This is a genomic window from Fictibacillus phosphorivorans (genome assembly GCF_001629705.1).
In the GTDB taxonomy this organism is placed as follows: domain Bacteria; phylum Bacillota; class Bacilli; order Bacillales; family Fictibacillaceae; genus Fictibacillus; species Fictibacillus phosphorivorans_A.
Genome location: NZ_CP015378.1, coordinates 4,050,195 through 4,069,255, shown reverse-complemented (window position 1 = coordinate 4,069,255; position 19,061 = coordinate 4,050,195). Strand labels below are relative to the sequence as shown.

The 19,061-nt window shown below is 40.9% G+C and carries 16 protein-coding genes; 8 read left to right on the top strand and 8 right to left on the bottom strand.

Going from position 1 to position 19,061, the window contains the following annotated elements:
- Positions 1–75 precede the first annotated feature (75 nt).
- From ABE65_RS20610 to ABE65_RS20595, 4 genes are all read right to left on the bottom strand, one after another.
- On the bottom strand, positions 76–750 hold the full coding sequence (locus tag ABE65_RS20610) for a DUF4352 domain-containing protein (protein ID WP_066399235.1): 675 nt from the start codon (positions 748–750) through the stop codon (positions 76–78).
- Positions 751–829: 79 nt separating this feature from the next.
- Entirely contained in the window at positions 830–2,194 is a 1,365-nt protein-coding gene (locus ABE65_RS20605; protein WP_066399233.1) for an alkaline phosphatase, read from the bottom strand.
- A 372-nt stretch (positions 2,195–2,566) separates the two neighbouring features.
- Positions 2,567–3,697, bottom strand: coding sequence for an alanine dehydrogenase (gene ald, locus ABE65_RS20600; RefSeq protein WP_066399231.1), 1,131 nt, complete (start codon positions 3,695–3,697; stop codon positions 2,567–2,569).
- Between the two features lie 125 nt (positions 3,698–3,822).
- Positions 3,823–5,070: a PucR family transcriptional regulator gene (locus ABE65_RS20595; protein ID WP_066399226.1), complete on the bottom strand. Its 1,248-nt coding sequence runs from the start codon at positions 5,068–5,070 to the stop codon at positions 3,823–3,825.
- Positions 5,071–5,203: 133 nt separating this feature from the next.
- Here ABE65_RS20595 and ABE65_RS20590 point away from each other — a divergent pair, with 133 nt between their 5' ends.
- From ABE65_RS20590 to ABE65_RS20580, 3 genes are all read left to right on the top strand, one after another.
- The gene (locus tag ABE65_RS20590; RefSeq protein WP_066399224.1) at positions 5,204–6,907 is read left to right on the top strand and encodes a M3 family oligoendopeptidase; all 1,704 of its coding nucleotides are present in this window, start codon (positions 5,204–5,206) and stop codon (positions 6,905–6,907) included.
- Between the two features lie 403 nt (positions 6,908–7,310).
- On the top strand, positions 7,311–7,844 hold the full coding sequence (locus tag ABE65_RS20585; RefSeq protein ID WP_066399222.1) for a DUF420 domain-containing protein: 534 nt from the start codon (positions 7,311–7,313) through the stop codon (positions 7,842–7,844).
- A 69-nt stretch (positions 7,845–7,913) separates the two neighbouring features.
- Positions 7,914–8,216, top strand: a complete 303-nt coding sequence (locus ABE65_RS20580) for a hypothetical protein (RefSeq protein ID WP_066399219.1) — start codon at positions 7,914–7,916, stop codon at positions 8,214–8,216.
- Here ABE65_RS20580 and ABE65_RS20575 read toward each other — a convergent pair.
- Together ABE65_RS20575 and ABE65_RS20570 are read right to left on the bottom strand one after the other, a co-directional pair.
- Positions 8,213–8,836, bottom strand: a complete 624-nt coding sequence (locus ABE65_RS20575; protein ID WP_066399216.1) for an NAD(P)-dependent oxidoreductase — start codon at positions 8,834–8,836, stop codon at positions 8,213–8,215. The genes ABE65_RS20580 and ABE65_RS20575 overlap by 4 nt on opposite strands.
- A 90-nt stretch (positions 8,837–8,926) precedes the next feature.
- Positions 8,927–11,329 carry a S8 family serine peptidase gene (locus ABE65_RS20570; RefSeq protein WP_066399213.1) on the bottom strand — a complete coding sequence of 801 codons (2,403 nt, stop codon included), beginning with the start codon at positions 11,327–11,329 and terminating at the stop codon, positions 8,927–8,929.
- A gap of 281 nt (positions 11,330–11,610) precedes the next feature.
- Here ABE65_RS20570 and ABE65_RS20565 point away from each other — a divergent pair, with 281 nt between their 5' ends.
- Entirely contained in the window at positions 11,611–13,125 is a 1,515-nt protein-coding gene (locus ABE65_RS20565) for an MFS transporter (RefSeq protein ID WP_231887834.1), read from the top strand.
- A gap of 18 nt (positions 13,126–13,143) precedes the next feature.
- Here ABE65_RS20565 and ABE65_RS20560 read toward each other — a convergent pair whose 3' ends face one another.
- Both ABE65_RS20560 and ABE65_RS20555 read right to left on the bottom strand, forming a co-directional pair.
- Positions 13,144–14,349 (bottom strand): hypothetical protein, encoded by a 1,206-nt coding sequence (locus tag ABE65_RS20560; protein ID WP_066399210.1) that lies wholly within the window; start codon positions 14,347–14,349, stop codon positions 13,144–13,146.
- Positions 14,350–14,418: 69 nt separating this feature from the next.
- Complete coding sequence (locus ABE65_RS20555) at positions 14,419–15,153, bottom strand: hypothetical protein (protein WP_066399207.1); 735 nt, start codon at positions 15,151–15,153, stop codon at positions 14,419–14,421.
- Positions 15,154–15,591: 438 nt separating this feature from the next.
- On the opposite strand from ABE65_RS20555, the gene ABE65_RS20550 reads away from it, so the two are divergent.
- The 4 genes from ABE65_RS20550 to ABE65_RS20535 all read left to right on the top strand — a co-directional run bounded on the left by ABE65_RS20550 (position 15,592) and on the right by ABE65_RS20535 (position 18,972).
- Entirely contained in the window at positions 15,592–15,906 is a 315-nt protein-coding gene (locus tag ABE65_RS20550; protein ID WP_066399204.1) for a hypothetical protein, read from the top strand.
- A 62-nt stretch (positions 15,907–15,968) separates the two neighbouring features.
- Positions 15,969–16,838, top strand: coding sequence for an NAD(P)-dependent oxidoreductase (locus ABE65_RS20545; RefSeq protein ID WP_269148770.1), 870 nt, complete (start codon positions 15,969–15,971; stop codon positions 16,836–16,838).
- 157 nt (positions 16,839–16,995) lie between these two features.
- A complete protein-coding gene (locus ABE65_RS20540; RefSeq protein ID WP_066399202.1) occupies positions 16,996–18,006 on the top strand; it encodes a permease in 1,011 nt (336 codons plus the stop codon).
- Positions 18,007–18,024: 18 nt separating this feature from the next.
- The gene (locus ABE65_RS20535) at positions 18,025–18,972 is read left to right on the top strand and encodes a TIGR03943 family putative permease subunit (protein ID WP_066399197.1); all 948 of its coding nucleotides are present in this window, start codon (positions 18,025–18,027) and stop codon (positions 18,970–18,972) included.
- Positions 18,973–19,061 lie beyond the last annotated feature (89 nt).

The following is a 19,061-nucleotide window of genomic DNA, read 5'->3' as shown; positions in this document are numbered from 1 at the left end:
TGCTAAAATTCGACAAGAATTTCCCGGAAAATAAAGTATCCATGCAGGACTGCCTGCATGGATGTTTTTTATAGTCTATAAATCAACAGTGAGAGTTAGAGGATCTGAGATAGATTTTTTCTGATCATCTACCACTTCACTAGAAGTTATGGTGATTGTTTTTAAGTTTTCAACATTGGTTTTGTTTAGTATAAATCCTAAGCTGCCCATCTTTTCTTCTCCGGGTTTAATCTCTCCGTTTAGTTCCTCCAGGTAAAAGTCCTCTTTCCACGTTACGGTTTCCCCTTGATCGGTTTTGATTTGAGCGATTGGATTGAAATGAACACTTTCCTTACCATTATTAGAGATTTTTACGTTAACTCGTACATAAGGAAATTCATCTTGTTTTGTATAACCATGAAAGAAATCGATCAGATCTACAGACGGTGCATAGTGTAACACCTTCACTTCATCGATTGTAAGCGCAATTGAATCAGACTGCAGTTGTTTATTAACTTTTGCATATTTCTTTAACGTTATAGACCCATCTTGGTCTTCCACTTTTTTATTGATTTCGGTTAAGTTTGTATCATCTGAAGCTTGAGAGCTATCGGTATAGGTTTGTTTTTCTGTCTGATTTTCAGTTTCCGCTTTATTTGATTCATGCTGCTGATGGTTTTCATGGGTATCCTTTTTCTTATCCGATTCTGACGCGCAGCCTGTTACGAGCGCAGCCGACAGAATCAGCATGATCCAACCTTTTAAAGGCATGGATGCACCTCCTAAAAGATAAGCACCCCGTAGAGGAACGGGATGCTTTTTTGGTTAGATTGACCTAATTGTACTAAATTTATTTTCCGAAAGAAGATTTACTTTTTTCTAAGATTGAAAAAATCTCTTTAGCTGTGTCTGTATTGTCGATCTTGCCAGAGAATTTCTCCATACCTGAACCATATGCATAGACGTTTACATCTTCACCTGTATGTCCGTCTGTCGTCCAACCCGTACCTGTGCGTAGATCAAAGATTTTTTCGATGGCGTTATCGATTTCTAATACATCACCGCTTTTTTCTTTTGCATCCTTAACAGACTGAACTTCTTCAGGTGTTAATTCAAGATCGATATATTTCTTTAATGTTTCTTCTACAGGTGCTCCATTGGCAATTTGTTTTGCGATATAGTCAGGCGTTTTTTTTGCTGCTTTTATAGCAGAAGGATCCCATTTGTAATCTCCATCACGGCCCATTGTCATTCCACCAGTTGAGTGGTCAGCTGTTGTGATGACAAGAGTATGCTTGTCCTTTTTAGCAAATTCAATGGCCGATTGGAACGCTTGTTCAAAGTCTTCCATTTCGCTCATTCCGGCAACTACATCATTGTCGTGACCAGCCCAGTCGATCTGGCTTCCTTCTACCATCAAGAAGAAACCTTTGTCATTCTTGTTCAAGCGGTCTAATGCAGAGTTCGTCATTTCTTTTAAAGAAGGCTGTTCTTGTGGGCGATCTATTTTTTTATCAAGTTCTTTTGGAGCAAACAGTCCAAGAATCTGTTCATTGTCATCTTTAAGCATCTGATCCTTGTTCGTTACATAAGAGTAGCCGTCTTTCTTAAATTCATCTGTGATGTTGCGGTCTTTACGCTCAAAATAGCTAGTACCACCGCCAAGTATAACGTCTACTTTATGCTTTCCATTCACCATATCATCGTAATAATCATCAGCGATTTGGTTGTAATTTTCACGTGACTCATCATGTGCACCGAAAGCTGCCGGTGTTGCATGGTTGATTTGCGATGTTGCCACTAATCCGGTTGACTTGCCATTTTGTTTCGCTTGCTCTAGAACGGTTTTTACATCTTGTTTTTCCATATCAACAGCAATAGCACCGTTATAAGTCTTGATTCCTGCAGACATTGATGTGGCAGCAGCAGCTGAATCAGTTACACTTTCTTTTTTATCGTGTGAATAAGTAGATTGCATACCCACTAAATAGTCATCGAATTTTGTTTCTTCCATCATCGGTGTTTTTGGATTATCTTTAAAAGCGCGATATGCGGTCGTGTAAGTTGGCCCCATTCCATCACCTATTAAAAAGATCACGTTTTTGATCTCATTCTTTTTATGCTTTTCATCAGCCGATGCTTGATTTATAGCTAAACCACTAATGGCAAGTGTTCCTGCCACTGCAACAGATAGTACTTTTTTTGAAATAGTCATAATTGCCTCCTGTTGTTTCGAGTTGTCTTACAGTGAGGAATTATACGCCGATAATATTTTGAAAAGATTATGAGAATATTAAGATTGTGTAAACAACTGGGGAAAAAGTGCTATTTAGACTGTTAATTGTGTGGTTATTATGTTGTGGGCGATGATTAGTTTGGCGAAAAATCGGATAAAAAAATTTATGTACGGATATAAATCTGTTATATACGAAAGTATTGCTGTTTACCTCGTATAAAAGTGTAAGTACCTTATAACATAAGATTTGCGTCTGCCTAAAATGAACAGATGCTGAAAATGTACATGAGGAATACACAAAAAAGAAGCTAGCGCTCAAATTTCTGAGGCTAGCTTCTATCATGCAATCGATTATACCGTTTGAACTGCTTTTTCTAATGCAACTTCAGCTGAAACATAGTCATAACCAAGGTCAGTTGCAACTGCTTCATAAGTTACGAAACCACCAGCTGTGTTAAGACCCGCTTTTAAGGATGGATTTTGAGCGATTGCAGCTTGTGCGCCTTTGTTAGCGATTTGTAGTGCATATGGAACCGTTACGTTTGTAAGTGCGATCGTAGACGTACGAGGCACAGCACCAGGCATGTTTGCTACTGCATAGTGAACGACTCCGTGCTTGTCGTATGTTGGGTTGTCATGTGTTGTGATACGGTCAACCGTTTCAAAGATACCACCTTGGTCGATCGCAACGTCAACAACTACAGATCCTGGAGTCATAGACTTGATCATTTCTTCTGTAACTAATTTAGGTGCTTTTGCTCCTGGAATGAGTACAGCTCCGATTACTAGATCAGATTCAGCTACAGCTTGTGCAATGTTTAATGGATTAGACATTAATGTTTGGATGCTGTTACCGAAGATGTCATCAAGTTGACGAAGACGATCTGGGCTAAGGTCGATGATTGTAACGTCAGCGCCAAGTCCGATCGCCACTTTTGCTGCGTTCGTACCTACAACACCGCCACCGATGATCGTTACTTTACCGCGACGTACTCCTGGTACACCTGCTAGAAGAATTCCTTTTCCGCCTTTAGGCTTCTCAAGGAACTGAGCACCGATCTGTGCAGACATACGTCCTGCTACTTCACTCATTGGCGTTAATAGAGGAAGTGTACGGTTGAATTCTACCGTTTCGTAAGCGATCGCTGTAACGCCGCTCTCTGTTAGTGCTTTTGCTAATGCTGGTTCTGCAGCTAAGTGTAAGTATGTGAAAAGGATAAGATCTGAACGGAAAAATTTGTACTCAGATGCTAAAGGTTCTTTAACCTTCATAACCATTTCTGCAGACCAAGCGTCTTGTGCTTCAGCTACGATTTCAGCGCCTGCTGCCGCATAATCTTCGTTCGTAAATCCGCTGCCAACACCTGCATTGTTCTCTACAAGTACTTTGTGACCTGCTGCTGTTAGTGTAATAACACCTGATGGGGTAATCGCTACGCGGTTTTCATTATTTTTAATTTCTGCTGGAACTCCAATAATCATTTGTGAATCCTCCTATATAAGTAAACTCTTTGAGTGCGTTTTCAATTGTGATTTCAGTATAGTTCGAGGGATTCAGCTTTTCATTGTGGGGAATCTAGAAAATGAAAAAAAGCATTTGTGATAATTCACAAACGCTCTTGTTTGAATAAGCGATTCATCTTGAAATCAAGATAGATCATGATTTTCTGATGTGGGCTCTTCATATCAATATTCGTTAACTCGCTGATCCGTTTTAAACGATAAAGTAAAGTGTTCATATGAATATGAAGCACTTCTGATGCTTTATTCAGGTTCTCATCTAACGTCAGATACGTTTCCAACGTGTGATAAAGCTCTGTCTTGTGCTGAGCATCATAGGTTTGAAGCGTTCTGATCATTTCATTGTGATAGTTCTGCCTTTGTTGTTTTTCATAAATGGTATCTAAAAATTGGTATATGCCAAGTTCATGATAGCCGTTCAAGGCCAACGTTTCTCCGCCGAGCTTTTCCTGAACAGCTAGTACACTCGAAGCCTCTTTATAGCTTTTTTCCACGTTTGAAAAAGAGGATACGAGACTGCCATAAGCTGCTTTTATATCTGACACAGAAAAGCGCTCTTTCATATGTGTAAAAAAGGACTCTACAAAGGACTTCGCGAGTTCTAAAGGCGGTTCCTTACCAACAGGTGAGGCGAGTAGCAGCATCTGATTCGCGTCTGCCGCAGATAAGAGAACGTTGATCTTCTGGTTGACCGCAGCAAGATACAAAATATCTTTTTCGATAGCTGATGTGATCTCTTCTTCTAGCTGGAGAATAAAAACAGTTGCTGGTAGGACAGGTAATATGTTGAGTTCGTGAAGCTTCTCTAAAATATGCTCTTCTTGAGGAAGGTTGCCCGTAAGCATCTTCCAGAAAAGCTCTTGCCGGTTTTCTTGTTTCTTTTTTGTCCCGATCTGCATCTGAAGTAGTTGGCTTTTTGCTGAAGCAGCAGCGAGCTTTAATAACTGCATATCCTCTGTTGATAGTTGTTTTTCCACTTCAAGAACCCAGATATAACCGAGTACTTCATTGTTTTTCCGAATAGATACCGCAACTCGATCACCAAGCCCGACGTTTTGTATCGTGCCGACACGAACAGGGTCATCGCTCTCTTGCAATCTAGGAATCACGCCGTCTTTCCATAGACTGTTCACTACTTTTTCGGGTACGCGCCGCCCGATAATAGTCGCGATGCGCGCAGGATCTGTTCCATCCTCATGTGTACTGTAAGCAAGGAGTCGGTGATTCTGATCTTCTATCGTTACAGGGCAGGACAAAACGTCGCTGATCTTGTCTGCTAAATTTTCAAGACTGCCGAAAGTTCCTTTAAAAGGATCAGATTGAAAGCTCTTCATAGCAATTGTCTCCCGCCATTAGTTTCTCTGCTTACATTCTACCGAAAAAGGGAAGGAGATTACAGGAGAAAAGCAATGGATTGTAGAATTGGTAATACAGGAATGGAATGTAAATGAATGGGAGGCTTTTTGAATGAAATTTAGTGAATTTACATATGAAAGACCTGATGTTGCAAGCCTAAAAAGTGAATTTGAAGAAGCTGTACAGATCTTTAAAGACGCAAGTTCGGCGGATGAGCAGAATGAAGCGATGAAAAAGGTCGTAGCGCTTCGTAACAGTTTTGAATCAAAAGCAAGACTGGCGAAGATTCGCCACACGATTAATACAGAAGATACCTATTATAAGGAAGAGCAAGCATTCATGGATGAAAATCTGCCAGTCTATCAAGGTATGGTTACAGCGTTTCATGAAGCGCTTGTTCAATCACCTTTTAAAGACGAGCTTGAAAGTAAGTGGGGTAGTCAGCTGTTCCGCTTGGCAGAATTAAAAGTGCAAACCTATTCTGAAGATGTATTAGAGGATCTTAAGCAAGAAAACAAATTGAGTTCAGAGTACGTGAAAGTGATGGCATCAGCAAAGATCGAGTTTGACGGAAATGAGCTGAACCTAGCACAACTCTCTCCATACGTTCAATCTGAGAATCGTGAAACGAGAAAAGCGGCGAGCAAGGCCGCGAACGCTTTCTTGAGTTCAAACCAAGAAAAGTTTGACTCGATCTACGATGAGCTCGTGAAGCTACGAACTGGAATCGCTAAAAAGTTAGGGTACTCTACGTTTACAGAATTGGCGTATGACCGTATGGGAAGAACAGATTACAACGCGGCAGATGTAAAGGTTTTTCGCGAACAAGTCAAAGAAATTATTGTTCCACTTTGTACAAAATTAAAGAAACGTCAGCAAAAGCGCATCGGACTTCATGAGTTTAAGTTTTACGATGAGCCGTTCAGCTTTACAACAGGCAATCCTAAGCCTCAAGGAGATGCAGAGTGGATCGTAAATCAGTCGAAACAAGTGTTCAGTGGTCTTTCACAAGAAACGGGAGCGTTCTTCAACTATATGGCAGAAGATGAGCTCATGGACCTTGAAAGTAAAAGTGGTAAAGCACCTGGAGGGTATTGCACATATCTACAGGATTATACGGCGCCGTTCATCTTTACAAATTTCAATGGGTCAGATAACGATGTTCGCGTGCTGCTGCATGAGATCGGTCATGCGTTCCAGATGTATACGAGCAGAGGGTTCGAAGTGCCTGAATACCAGTTCCCTACACTAGAAGCTTGTGAGATCCATTCGATGAGTATGGAGTTTTTAACGTATCCTTGGATGGATAAGCTGTTTGGGAAGGACACAGAAAAATATTTATACTCTCACTTAACGGGTGCTATAGAGTTCATCCCTTACGGTGTTGCCGTTGATGAGTTTCAGCACTTTGTATACGACAACCCAGATGCAACGCCATCAGACCGTCGTTCGAAGTGGAGAGAACTTGAGAAAACATACTTGCCACATCGTGATTATGATGGGTTAGAGTACTTGGAAAACGGTGGTTTTTGGCATAGACAAGGTCACATCTTCCGCTCGCCTTTCTATTATATTGATTACACGCTTGCTCAGATCTGTGCTCTTCAGTTTTGGAAACGTGCTGGTGAGAACTCTGAGCGTGCATGGGAAGATTATTTTGCTCTTTGTCAAAAGGGAGGGAGCTTACCTTTTACAAAGCTTGTTGAAGAAGCTGGCTTGATCTCTCCTTTTGAAAAAGGATGTGTAGCATCTGTTGTTGGCGAAGTAGAGAAGTTTATTGCGACAGTGGATGAGGAGCAATTTGCGAAAGCTTAGATGGATTTAGGTGATAGATGAGGAGAACCGGCCGTATGCCGGTTTTTCTTTTGTGTGGACCGATGGGACATGGGCAGGGGGTATACCTGTTGCAGAAAATGTCGACAAATGACATCTCGTGGATAAAACGCCAAAACTTTTGGAATCAGGCATGAAACTCGTGGATTCAACGCGAAAACTTGTGGATTGATGACGCAAACTTCTGGATTAATCTTCATCCATACCTGGAAATACCCCAGGGTGTATTCTTGCTAAGTTCTTCATTTTTTGAAGAATTATTGACACTTGTATGGGGAATGCTGTTTTCAGTTGCCTATATGTTTGTGAATAGGGTCTAGAGTGGTAAAATAATAAGGAATCTTAGAAGTTTTAAAGACTTTTAGTGGAAAAGGAGTAATACCAAATGGCTGAAACGAAACAGCGTAACTATACACCGCTAATTATAGGACTATCCATCGCGATCAACGTACTTGTTGCGGTATTGTTCTTCCTGCCAGAGTATGAGGGAGAAATTGCTTTTGATGTAACGTTGCTGCCGCGTTTGAACGCAATCTTTAACAGCTTTACTTTCGTATTTTTGCTTGCTGCTCTTTATTTTGTGAAACAAAAGAACATCACGCTTCATAAGCGCTTTATTTTGGCGGCATTTACGAGTACAACGTTCTTTCTGCTGTCGTATGTAACGTATCACTATCTTACTGAGTCTACGTCTTATGGCGGTGAAGGCCCACTTAAGTATGTGTATTTCTTTATCTTGATCACACACATCTTGCTTGCGATCGTTATCGTACCTTTAGCGCTGATCACAGTTACGAGAGGCTTTAATATGCAAGTAGAGAAGCACCGTAAAATTGCGCGTTGGACGATGCCGCTGTGGTTATATGTAAGTTTGACAGGTGTTATTGTTTATTTGATGATCGCGCCGTATTATTCATAAAAAAACAGGAGACTTTTGCTGATCATAGGGAACAGCAAAAGTCTTTTCTGTAGCGAGAGGAAATGAGAGATGAGTTGGTTTTGGATCATACCTGTCGTGCTGAGCGGATTCGGAATCGCTGTTATCGTTTATGGCATCCGTTATCAAAAAGAAGTAGTCGAACACAAGAAGCGCTATGATGCGAACTACAAAGGTGGACGTGTGTCAGAAACGTTTTTCGGTGCTCTTGTAGAGTTTATCTTTGTTGCATTTATAGATAAGCTAGTAGGCCGATTTCCGAAATGGCTGATCAAGTTTTTCATCTTCTTTATTGGAGTAGGTTTCTTAGGTCTTGGTGTTTATTTTTTTCAAGAGATGCCTCGAAGGCTTTAATACGCGATGCCTACTCGTGACTGTGAGAAATCATTTTTACTTAAAAGAGAAAACGCAAAATGAGCCGTGTCGCCAGTACTAATCTTAGAACCGTCGATCGGTAAAACATCTTTTTCCGTTCGATACGTGCCGGTAGGTTCCCCGTCTGGTAGGTATGTGGGACATACAATGGTCCAATCCAGTCCGCTTTCTTGCAGCTGAGTGAACGCTTTATGATGCTCCTCTGCTGCTCTTGTTAATTTACGCTTTGATTCGGATGATTGGTAGCGAAGTAGATGAGGCTCTGTGCGGCTTTGTAAGATACCTGCCGTACTGATCGTGATGATGCGCGAAATCTTTTCTTTTTTCATCGCTTCAATAACAATGGGCATACCCTCAGAAAGCACACTAGCTCCGTCTGTTGAAAGAGCACTAAAAACGACATCACAGCCTTTCATCGCCTCAGCCACGGATTCCTTATCTACTACATCTCCTTTATTATAAGAGATCTGATTTAAAATGGTTTCTGGAAACTTATCTGGGTTACGAATCAATGCTTGAACAGCTATTTCATTCTCTAACGCCATTTTAGTAAAATATTGTCCCACTCTTCCGGTCGCACCTAGTACGCATAGTTTCATAATTGATCCTCCTGATTATTCTCTTACTATCATACCATTTCATGATAACGATAAAAAAACCCTTACCGAAAACTCGGTAAGGGATCTCTTTTATTGAAGCGTAATCACATCCGTGTAACGACTGTCGAGCTTATCGCCTCTTTCAGCGAATGCGACAACGCGATATTTTCCTGGTGTAACGGCTTGTCCAGCGATCTTACCGTCCCATTGAAAATCGTTATATTGCTTCGGAACATCTTCATAGCTGCCGATTAGACCGATCTCTTTCGTCAAGTTGCTGTCGTATAGAAACAGATCGACTTTGTCGGCTTCGGCAGGGAAGTATGCCGAAAATGTGAATGCATTATTTCCTAGTGCTGTAGCACTGATGCTCGTGATGGAAGGGAAGTCAGGCTCCTGTATGAAAAGAATCGTCGGCACGACTACTTCGTTGCTTCCGTCACTGATGGTAATCGTTCCTTCATGGTAGCCAGCTGCCAACTTAGAAGCGTCCACTTGTACATTAAACTTAACATCTTTTGAGCTATTTCCTTTGATCTTCAAATTCTTGCTTGTTGTTACTTTTACGCCTTCAAGATCTACATCAAAAGAATAGTCTTTTGACTTGTTGCTTAAATTCTTAATCGTAAAGTGCTCGCCTCTAACTTCCTTGCCTTTCTTTTTGGAGAAAACGCCAAATGAATGGCTGCCAGGAGATACGAGTGTTTCTGTTTCGATCGCTTCAACGACACGGATGCTTCCTGCACCTTGTGTATTATGAGGATATAACTTTCCGCTAGCATCGAATAGATCTTTCGCTGTATTCATAAGAGCGGCTTTAATATCGTCAACACCCCATTCAGGATGTGCTTCTAATAAAAGAGCGGCAGCACCTGCAACGTGTGGAGAGGCCATACTTGTTCCTTGCTTCGCTCCGTAACCATGCGGATTTGCAGGGTCATGAGTCGGTACAGTACTCACTATGTTTACACCAGGTGCCGAAACATCTGGTTTGATCATCCACGTATCCATTACAGGACCTCGGGAGGAGAAGTCAGCCATCAATTCACCGACCTGTTTATCAAACTTGGTGCCAAGTGTTACCGTTGTGTTTGGGTTAGAACTTAATAAGCTTTTAAGTTGAACGCCCTCAGCATTCGTTAGCTTGATGGTTGGAACTGCCATTCCAGGCACATCTACGATCTCGCCCGCAACATTGTTGTAGATGACCATTCCGATGGCGCCAGCGTTCTTCGCATTCGTTGCTTTATCTACAAACGCATACGTACCGCGTTGTGCTAAAACGAGCTTTCCTGCTACATCTTTTCCTGCAAAGTCAGCTGTTCCGGCTAAGCCAACATCGACGATCGGCAACGTTTTTCCGTTAAGTGCTAAAACGGATTCTTCAGACGGAAAGCCCATTACTTTTGCGGATGAAAAACTAGCATTTCCTGCTTTTACAGTAGCTGCATATACGTTATATGGAAGCTGTGTAGCTCCAACAGAAATCGCTTCTCTAGACGTACCCGGTGAGCCGACCGTCCAGTTGTTTGGTCCGCTGTTTCCGTTAGACGTTACTGCTACAACGCCGTCAGACATCGCTTGATCAAGCGCTATACTCGTTGCCCAGTCAGGGTTGTTTAGCGAGTTTCCAAGAGATAAGTTCATAACATCTGCGCCGTCTTCTACCGCTTTTTCAACCCCGGCAATTACGTTCTCAGTCGAGCCGCTGCCTCCAGGTCCTAATACGCGGTACGCTAATAATGTGGCATCAGGTGCTACCCCTTTAATGCCGCCATCTGCTGCAACTGTACCCGCTACGTGAGTACCGTGTGTCGTTTCCGCTCCTCTCGGATCGCCTTTAGGCGTTTCTTGTGGATCGTTGTCATTATCAACAAAGTCATATCCTTTATAGTCACCGAATGCTTGATCCAAATCTGGGTGTGTATAGTCAACCCCCGTATCAATAACAGCAACCGTCACACCTTCGCCTGTGTAGCCAGACTCCCAAGCTTGATTAGTACCGATAAAAGGCGCTGAATTCATCATTTGAGGGGAAACATCATCGAATGATTGATCACCCATGTCATCACCTGTTGTGGTGTATTCAACATCCGGATAAACGGCTTTTACACCAGGCGTTGATAAAAGGTTTGGGATTTCGTTTGCTGCGATCTCTAGAGCAAACCCTGAGAAAACATGATCATACTCATTCTTTACTTTATATGTTTTGGAGCGTGTGGAGATTTCTTTCACCACTGCTTCACGTTTGGATTTTAAATTGGATTTTGTTTGTTTTTGACCCTTCTTTTTTGCTTCTAGTACAGAAGGTTCTTTTAATTCAACCATTACTTTTGTAACATGAGAAGAGTTTAAATCGTACTTCCCATAAAGCGGTGCTAGTTCTGGCTCGGAATTGTTCGCAGATGGAGCAGCAGATACACCAGAAAAAGCAGAAAAAACAAATGAGCAGGCTAAAGTGAAACTAGATGTTTTACGTAAAAAACTTTTCATTCAAGCGTACACCCCTTATTTTTAATATCAAGGTAATAATTCTATAGGTGTGTTTTAATTCCTTGAATGTATGGTAAAAACAGTTAATAAGTACTTATTTTGGTAAATGAAGAGATGGTCTTTTGACCTGAAATATTTTTGAGCAAAACGTAACGCTAATTCTATAGACCCATGATAAGATGGGAATATTGTTTTTAGAGAAGGCTGTTCTCTAAAAGAATTTTGCTTTAATATCTTTGTTTTTCATACGCTTCTTTGAGAAGTTGATTGGAGTGGAAGGTGTGAGACTCCTGCGGGACAGGCGGGCAGGTGAGACACTTAAAAGTGAAACGTATAAATGTGGCTCACCGCCTGCCCCGCGGAAAGCGAGCAACCTGGAACGGAAATTAACTGCTATCAAAGCAACAATGAATACGAAAACAGCATTAGAGAAAGAAGGTGAACGAATGGCTAAAGAGGAAGGGTATGGAACGATTCAGGAGAACCGAATCATTCCATTATGGAGCCTAACAGTATGGCTTGTGGTCATGAACACGACGATGTTTAATGTAGCATTGCCGAGTGTTATCTCGGAGTTTGATCTAAGTCCTACTGCAGGATCATGGATTGTTTCAGGCTATTCGATCGTGTTTGCCTTATCGACGATCACATTCAGTAGATTGTCAGATTTTATACCGATTGGAAGGTTGTTATTTACAGGTGTGATCATCTTAGGAATCGCCTCTATCATCGGTTATTTTTCAAATAGTTTTGAGTTTGTATTGGTCAGTCGTATGGTTCAGGCAATGGGAGCGGGTGCAGTTCCAGGGCTAGGCATGGTGCTTGCCACAAGATATATTCCGATTTCAAGACGAGGACGTGCTATGTCGTTGATCTCATCAGCGGCATCTCTTGGCTTCGGGTTAGGACCTGTTATCGGAGGCGGTATCACACAGTTGTTAGGATGGAATTTTTTATTCATCGTAACAGGTCTCGTGCTGCTGTTGCTGCCAGTATTTAAGGTTTATCTTCCTGTAGAACAAAAAAGGGAAGGGTCGTTCGACTTTGTGGGTGCACTGTTAACAGGTGGTGGCGTAACTTCGTTATTACTCTATCTTTCTTCGTTTTCATGGTACTTGTTGGGGTTAAGTGTACTATTCTTTGTCACCCTTGTATTCTATTCAAAGAAAAAGGAAGATCCGTTCATTCGTGTGAGTTTGTTTAAGAACACGCTGTATGTGTCGCTCTTAATCATCGGACTGATCGCGTTCATGACCCATTTTGCCCTGTTGTTCGTAATGCCCGTCATGTTGTCAAACTTATTCGGAAAAGAACCAGCTACGATTGGGTTTGTTATCTTTCCGGGTGCCATGCTTTCCGCGCTAGCGGCTATTTACGTCGGACGCTGGATCGATAAGTTTGGAAATCTGCCTGTGATGCGAACGGGACTTGTAGCACTGTTGTTGTCCGTCGTGATGTTTTCTCTTTTTGCGACAAAGGCATTCTATCTGACAGCAATCTTTTACATGTTTACGAGTATCGGATTTTCTAGCTTAACTTCAAGCTTGGCTAATGAAAACTCTAGAATCTTAAGCGAGGATGAAGTAGGATCTGGAATGGGTATGCTTCAGCTTGTGCAATTTTTCGGTGGCGCGCTCGGTGTAGCGGTTGCTGGACTCTTAATTGAGGGACAGCAAGGAATGGCGTTAGATGCTATCTATCGGAATGTGTTTATCGTGTATACCATTCTCGTCGTTATCGCCATTGTAATCTATCGAGTGAAAATAAAAAGAAATGTGAGCCTGGAACTTGAATAAGTTCCAGACTCACATTTTTTATTTCAGCATCTTAAAATCATAGGAGTAGATTGACTTGCCTTTGATTGATTGTAGGATGTCGTTTAAGCCATTGATTTTAATATTTTCTATCTTCTTTCCTTTGGTTAATGAATAATGCTCGATGTAGTACTTTTCTTTAAGTTTCGCGTCATGTCTTACGACGTAAAGATTGTCATCTTTATAGAAGAGTTGCTCATGAAATCGAACGCCATCTTTTCTAACGTTTTTCATGGTGAATTTTTTCGTCATTTCTTGAGTTTTTGTATCAAAAGCAAATACCTCACCTAGTCCGTTAGCGTAGTATAAGATGTCGTTATATAAATGGGCAGAGTTTTTTATATTGAATGGATAATGTGCGGTTAGGTTTTTTTCGTTTCGATAAGTAGAGATGGTAAATTCATCTTGTTGTAGCGTCTTCTTGTTAATGCGATAAAGTATAACGTCTGAATTTAAGATATTAGATACACCGTTCTCGGGTGTACTCTCTAAGACCATGTAGTAGTATTGATTGTCGGCAAGGATGGGAGAAGATCCACTTAAGCTAGAATTTTTAGGTTTTTCTATTTGAATGATATCTTGAATTTCCATATTATTTTTTGAGGGCGTTATTTTTCGTAAAAAATATTCACTTGCCTCGATATTTTCTGTTAGTGCGATGATCTCATCCTTATCCACCCCGGAAGTTCCAATATAATAAGGAATATTATCTTTATGAAATCCCTTTTCATTACCATATAAAATATTTGAATCATAGCCACCGTTCGAATTAAAGCCAGAATTAAAAAGAGTAAAAAATAAATTTTCTTTCTCGAGATAACCTGTTCTTTCACCCGTGTACTGTGATTTCTTCATATTAAACTCTTTATAGGTATCTCCGACTAAACGAATTTTATCTCTATCGACTAATAGAACCTCGTTATTTCCTGCAGCAACACTTCCAAGCTCTAAGCCGTTCATCTTAAAGGCATCTGCTTCCCCTTTGTCATTGATGAAAACAGCAAGGCTGATTCCTCTACCATCCATGTCTTGGTCCGCAGTCGTTGAAAAATAGAGAACAGCTCTTTTATCAGATAAGATATCTTTATCCTTTATTGCCTCCTTTTTGACTGAAAGTGAAGCACTGATATGTTGGTTAAAGAAAAATTGATAAACAAGGCCTCCGACGAAAAGTGTGACTAAAGAAAAAAATAATATTTTCTTCACTGTACTCTCCTTTTGTAAGAAATAAGGCAATAAGTTCGTAGTTACACGTCCTTATCGCCTTATTATTTTTTATATATTCCGGACGAGCTGTGTGCCAGGCGCATCCCGGACATCCCGAGGATATACTCCTAACCCGCCATCTACGTCTAAATCTAAGTTTCCATTTAATTTATAGGCCGACCAGACCAGTTTGGAACAGTTCTTATCACCGATATGTGAAGTCGAACGGTTGGTCACGAAGTTATAAGAATATGCATCAATGCCTACGCGGCTAAATGCCCAGTTTGCAGCATTATCACGGTTTGACGAGCTTGTTGTAACCGATTTGACCTGTGCGTCTCCTTGATCCACTTTTCGTAGAGTGGTTGAGATCGTCCGTACACCTGTTTCAGGTACAGATTCAACAATGACGTCGCTTGAGTAATACATGCCCACGTGTCCATGATTCATGTAGGCGGTTTGAGATGCGGTGTAATAGAAGTTTCCTTTCGAGCTAGGTCCAACAGAAACAGTTCCTCCGCTGCTACCCATTGTACCGACCTTACCGCTTTGTTGCTTTTCTTCCTTGCTCTTTGTTTGATCATGTTTTAATTCTTCGTAGATTTTTTTTAGAAGTGCATCCTCTGTAGCGCCTGTGTTCTTTGCGATAGCTTGAACACTAGAAAGTAACTCAGCTGATGTTAAATCTGGCTGCATACTTAGGATTTCATCTTTATACGTAATCTGATCTTGAGCAAAAGCACTTGGTACCGAAAAAGCTGTGAGACAGAATGCTAAAACACTAGTAACTAGATGTTTTTTCATATTCCAAACCTCCTGCCGTAATACGGGACCCCTTTGTCGACAAGTTCAATTTACCATTTATATACAGGTGCGTAAATACGAAAACGAATAAACAGTAGGGTGGACTTATAAGGGAAATGAAAGATACCCCTAAAGGACTGTGCGGGATTTACATAAAAGGAAAAGAAACAGGTCAAAAGGTGTTGCAGTGTACTAGTAAGATTGGATGCATTTCATGTTTGTTTAAATGACCAAGATCTTGAAAAGAGGAATGTGGTTGGCCGTAAATGAAGTATTCTCTTAAGTGCTGAAGAGTAAATGAGTGTGGAAAATAAATTGTGTGGGGTCAGACCCCTCATTAAACTTTCTATGAAACTGCCGATATTTATTATGAATTGCCTAAATAGGCGAAATTTTAACCTAGTAACACAATATCGGAGAAAGATGAGGGACGAATTCGTGGAAAGAAACAAAGAACTGATTGATTCATTATTGAAGCTTCAGGAGCTATTAGACACAGTACCAGACACTGTAGAGGCCATACCCCCTTTCACACAATACATCCGCTCTTTTTTACGTATCAAACCAACAGGAAGAACATTACCTACTATCGAGATGATGACCATGATTAAGATACGAAAGCCAAACTTATACCAGCTCTTAAAACGGCATTCGAACGATGACATGCTATCGATGTTAACAAACCTAGAGATGGATTATGAGCTAGCTCAACTTAAAATTGAACGCATTCTTCAAGGGGAGGTCATCGCTTAATAAGCGGTGTCTTTTTTATTTTCGTTATTCTTCGTTATAATGAGTGAAAGGAGTGAGGAAATTTGCAAAGTGTTGGATTTATTGGAACAGGTGTAATGGGAAAAAGCATGGCCGGTCACTTGATGAATGCAGGTTATCCAGTCCATGTTTATACGAGAACGAAAGCAAAAGCAGAAGATCTTCTTGAAAAAGGAGCTAATTGGGCAGACACGCCAAAAGAAATCGCTCAAAACTGTGATGTGATCATCACGATGGTTGGCTATCCGAAAGATGTAGAAGAAGTCTACCTAGGTGCTGAAGGATTAGTCGCACATGCAAAAGAGGGTTCTTATTTAATTGATATGACAACTTCTAGTCCACAGCTTGCACAAAAAATTGAACGTACGGCTGCTGAGCGAAATATTGCAGCACTTGATGCGCCTGTTTCAGGCGGTGATATCGGTGCAAGAGATGCAAAACTCTCCATCATGGTAGGTGGTTCAGAAACTGCATTCAACGATATGGAGCCAATCTTTTCTAAAATGGGTACGAATGTTGTTTATCAAGGGAAAGCAGGGTCTGGTCAGCATACGAAAATGTGTAATCAGATCGCAATCGCCTCAGGTATGATGGGAGTTTGTGAAGCGATTCTTTACGCGGAAAAAGCAGGATTAGACCCAGAGAACGTACTGAAGAGTATCGAATCGGGAGCTGCAGGAAGCTGGAATCTTAGCAACCTTGGACCAAGAATTCTAAAAGGAGATTTTGCTCCAGGCTTTTACGTAAAACATTTTATAAAAGATATGAACATCGCATTGAAATCAGCTGAAGAGATGGGATTATTGACACCAGGATTACAACTCGCGAAAAAGCTATACGACGAGCTTGCTGAGATGGGTGAAGAGGATAGCGGGACACATGCTTTATATAAACGTTTAGCAAATCAAGGGTAATTCACCTTGGTTTCTTTTTTTGGTCTTTACAAAACGTAATAATTACGATTAAATATAGGGTGCATTCCTATAATTTTGAGCGAAGATACTAGATTTAATTTATCACGAACCTAGTAGAAAAATACATAGAGCAATTGAAGTAGAGGAGCGTTAGACGATGAGAGACCTTGCAACCAGAGATGTTATAAGAAAAGAAATGATAGGGCTTTTATTGCTGGCTATCTTTATTATTTCTTTTCTATTTATGGAAGAGATTAAAAATGATTCGGTATTTGATAACTTACCGAGTTCTATCATGCATGTGAACACTGTATTTTTAAGTATATTAATAGAGGCTGTTCCATTTATCTTATTAGGAGTTTTTGTTTCGGCGTTGATCCAAACTTTCGTCACAGAACAGCACATCCAACGGTTAATACCAAAGAATCCATTCTTAGGTATCGGAGTCGTTCTGTTCATGGGAATCATCTTCCCTGTTTGTGAGTGTGCGATCATTCCTGTCGTAAGACGCTTGATCAAAAAGGGACTTCCACTGCATCTTGGAACGGTTTTTCTATTAACCGTTCCTATCGTGAACCCAGTTGTTATTCTATCCACTTTTTATGCGTTCCGTAACAATATGGAAGTCGTGTATGGCAGGATTGGACTGGCACTTCTTGTCGCAATCATCATCGGATTGATCGTCTATTGGGTTTTTCGCAATAAAGATCAACTCAGATCACACATAGAGCATGGCGCTCACGACCATTCACATGGTATTACGATGAGTCGCTGGAAACAAACGGTGTATCACGCATCTGATGAGTTTTTTGATACGGGGAAGTTTCTTATTTTTGGTGCATTTTTAGCGAGTATGTTCCAAGTATTTATCAATCGAAATGATCTATTGGCGCTTGGTGGGAATGAGTGGTCATCAACAGGATTAATGATGGGTCTTGCTTTCTTGCTATCCATTTGTTCAGAGGCGGATGCCTTTATCGCTGCATCATTCGGAAGTACGTTTACGGTAGGTTCAATCATCGCGTTCTTGGTATACGGTCCGATGCTTGATGTAAAGAACATGCTTATGATGTTTGCTTATTTTAAAACCCGCTTTGTATTCGTGTTAATGGGACTAATAACGCTGACTGTATTTGCTGTAACGATGGTGTATCAATTTGTAGCATAGAAAGGGAGGTAGGATACGATGAACAAAGAGAGTCGTGATTTTCATACGTATTTAAGAGGTATTATCTTAATCGGTTTCATGCTCCTGCTGATCGGATTAATCACAACAGGGAAACTGAATTATTATGTAGCACCGAAAATGCATATCTTTGTCTATTTTGCGATCGGCATCTTAGGAATTTTAGGTGTGATGCAGTTCTTTAGAAGATCTGATGAACAGCATGATGATGCATGTGGATGTGGTGTGGATCATACACCCAAGGGAAGGCCGCTCAAGCATTTCTTTATCTACATGATCTTTGTGATCCCTCTTCTTACAGGATTCATGATCCCTGAAAAAGCGATGGACAGCTCAGTCGCAGAAAAGCGTGGCATTCGTTACGGTACAGGACTGTATGCTAAACCTGCTCAAAAAACGGAGGAAGGTAAAGTAACCACTACACAGAATATTGATGTGGAAGCCTATTTAGATGATCCGGAAGGTTATATAAAAGAGATGGAAAAGAACGTTAAGGAAGAAAATCCGGTCGAAACGTATGATGTTACGGCGTACTATAAAAAGTTCGGAAAAGAACAGTTGGCGAAAGATAAAGTGAAAGTAACATCTGATTACTATCTCGATACGATGACTGTTTTGGATATCTACCTGGATAAGTTCAAAGGAAAAGAAATCGAGACTACCGGGTTCGTGTATCGTGAAGACGGGATGAGTGAGAATCAAGCCGTTATTGCGCGCTTTTCGATGAACTGCTGCAGCGCGGATGCCGTGGTATATGGAACCATTATCGAAGGCGATGGAGTATCCAAACTTAAAGCGGATGAATGGTATACCGTTACAGGAACCATCGATGAAACAGAGTTAAACAAAGTCCGTCTGCCATTAGTGCAGGTTGAGTCGCTAGAAAAAATTAAGCCGCTCAAAGATCCTTATGTGTACCCGAGTCCTGAGAGTTTGGGAGCATATTAAAATACAAGTATAACTTTAAAAGGACCCTTCCACAGGGTCCTTTTTTCTCAGATGTATCAATGTAAACTCAACGTAAAATAGATTGGACA

Coding starts and splice junctions, on each gene's coding strand:
- ABE65_RS20595 (WP_066399226.1), bottom strand. CDS start 5,070: ATGAAGAGCTTTCAATCTGATCCTTTTAAAGGAACTTTCGGCAGTCTT.
- ABE65_RS20580 (WP_066399219.1), top strand. CDS start 7,914: ATGAGTTGGTTTTGGATCATACCTGTCGTGCTGAGCGGATTCGGAATC.
- ABE65_RS20570 (WP_066399213.1), bottom strand. CDS start 11,329: ATGAAAAGTTTTTTACGTAAAACATCTAGTTTCACTTTAGCCTGCTCA.
- ABE65_RS20585 (WP_066399222.1), top strand. CDS start 7,311: ATGGCTGAAACGAAACAGCGTAACTATACACCGCTAATTATAGGACTA.
- ABE65_RS20555 (WP_066399207.1), bottom strand. CDS start 15,153: ATGAAAAAACATCTAGTTACTAGTGTTTTAGCATTCTGTCTCACAGCT.
- ABE65_RS20575 (WP_066399216.1), bottom strand. CDS start 8,836: ATGAAACTATGCGTACTAGGTGCGACCGGAAGAGTGGGACAATATTTT.
- ABE65_RS20605 (WP_066399233.1), bottom strand. CDS start 2,194: ATGACTATTTCAAAAAAAGTACTATCTGTTGCAGTGGCAGGAACACTT.
- ABE65_RS20535 (WP_066399197.1), top strand. CDS start 18,025: ATGAACAAAGAGAGTCGTGATTTTCATACGTATTTAAGAGGTATTATC.
- ald (WP_066399231.1), bottom strand. CDS start 3,697: ATGATTATTGGAGTTCCAGCAGAAATTAAAAATAATGAAAACCGCGTA.
- ABE65_RS20590 (WP_066399224.1), top strand. CDS start 5,204: ATGAAATTTAGTGAATTTACATATGAAAGACCTGATGTTGCAAGCCTA.
- ABE65_RS20610 (WP_066399235.1), bottom strand. CDS start 750: ATGCCTTTAAAAGGTTGGATCATGCTGATTCTGTCGGCTGCGCTCGTA.
- ABE65_RS20540 (WP_066399202.1), top strand. CDS start 16,996: ATGAGAGACCTTGCAACCAGAGATGTTATAAGAAAAGAAATGATAGGG.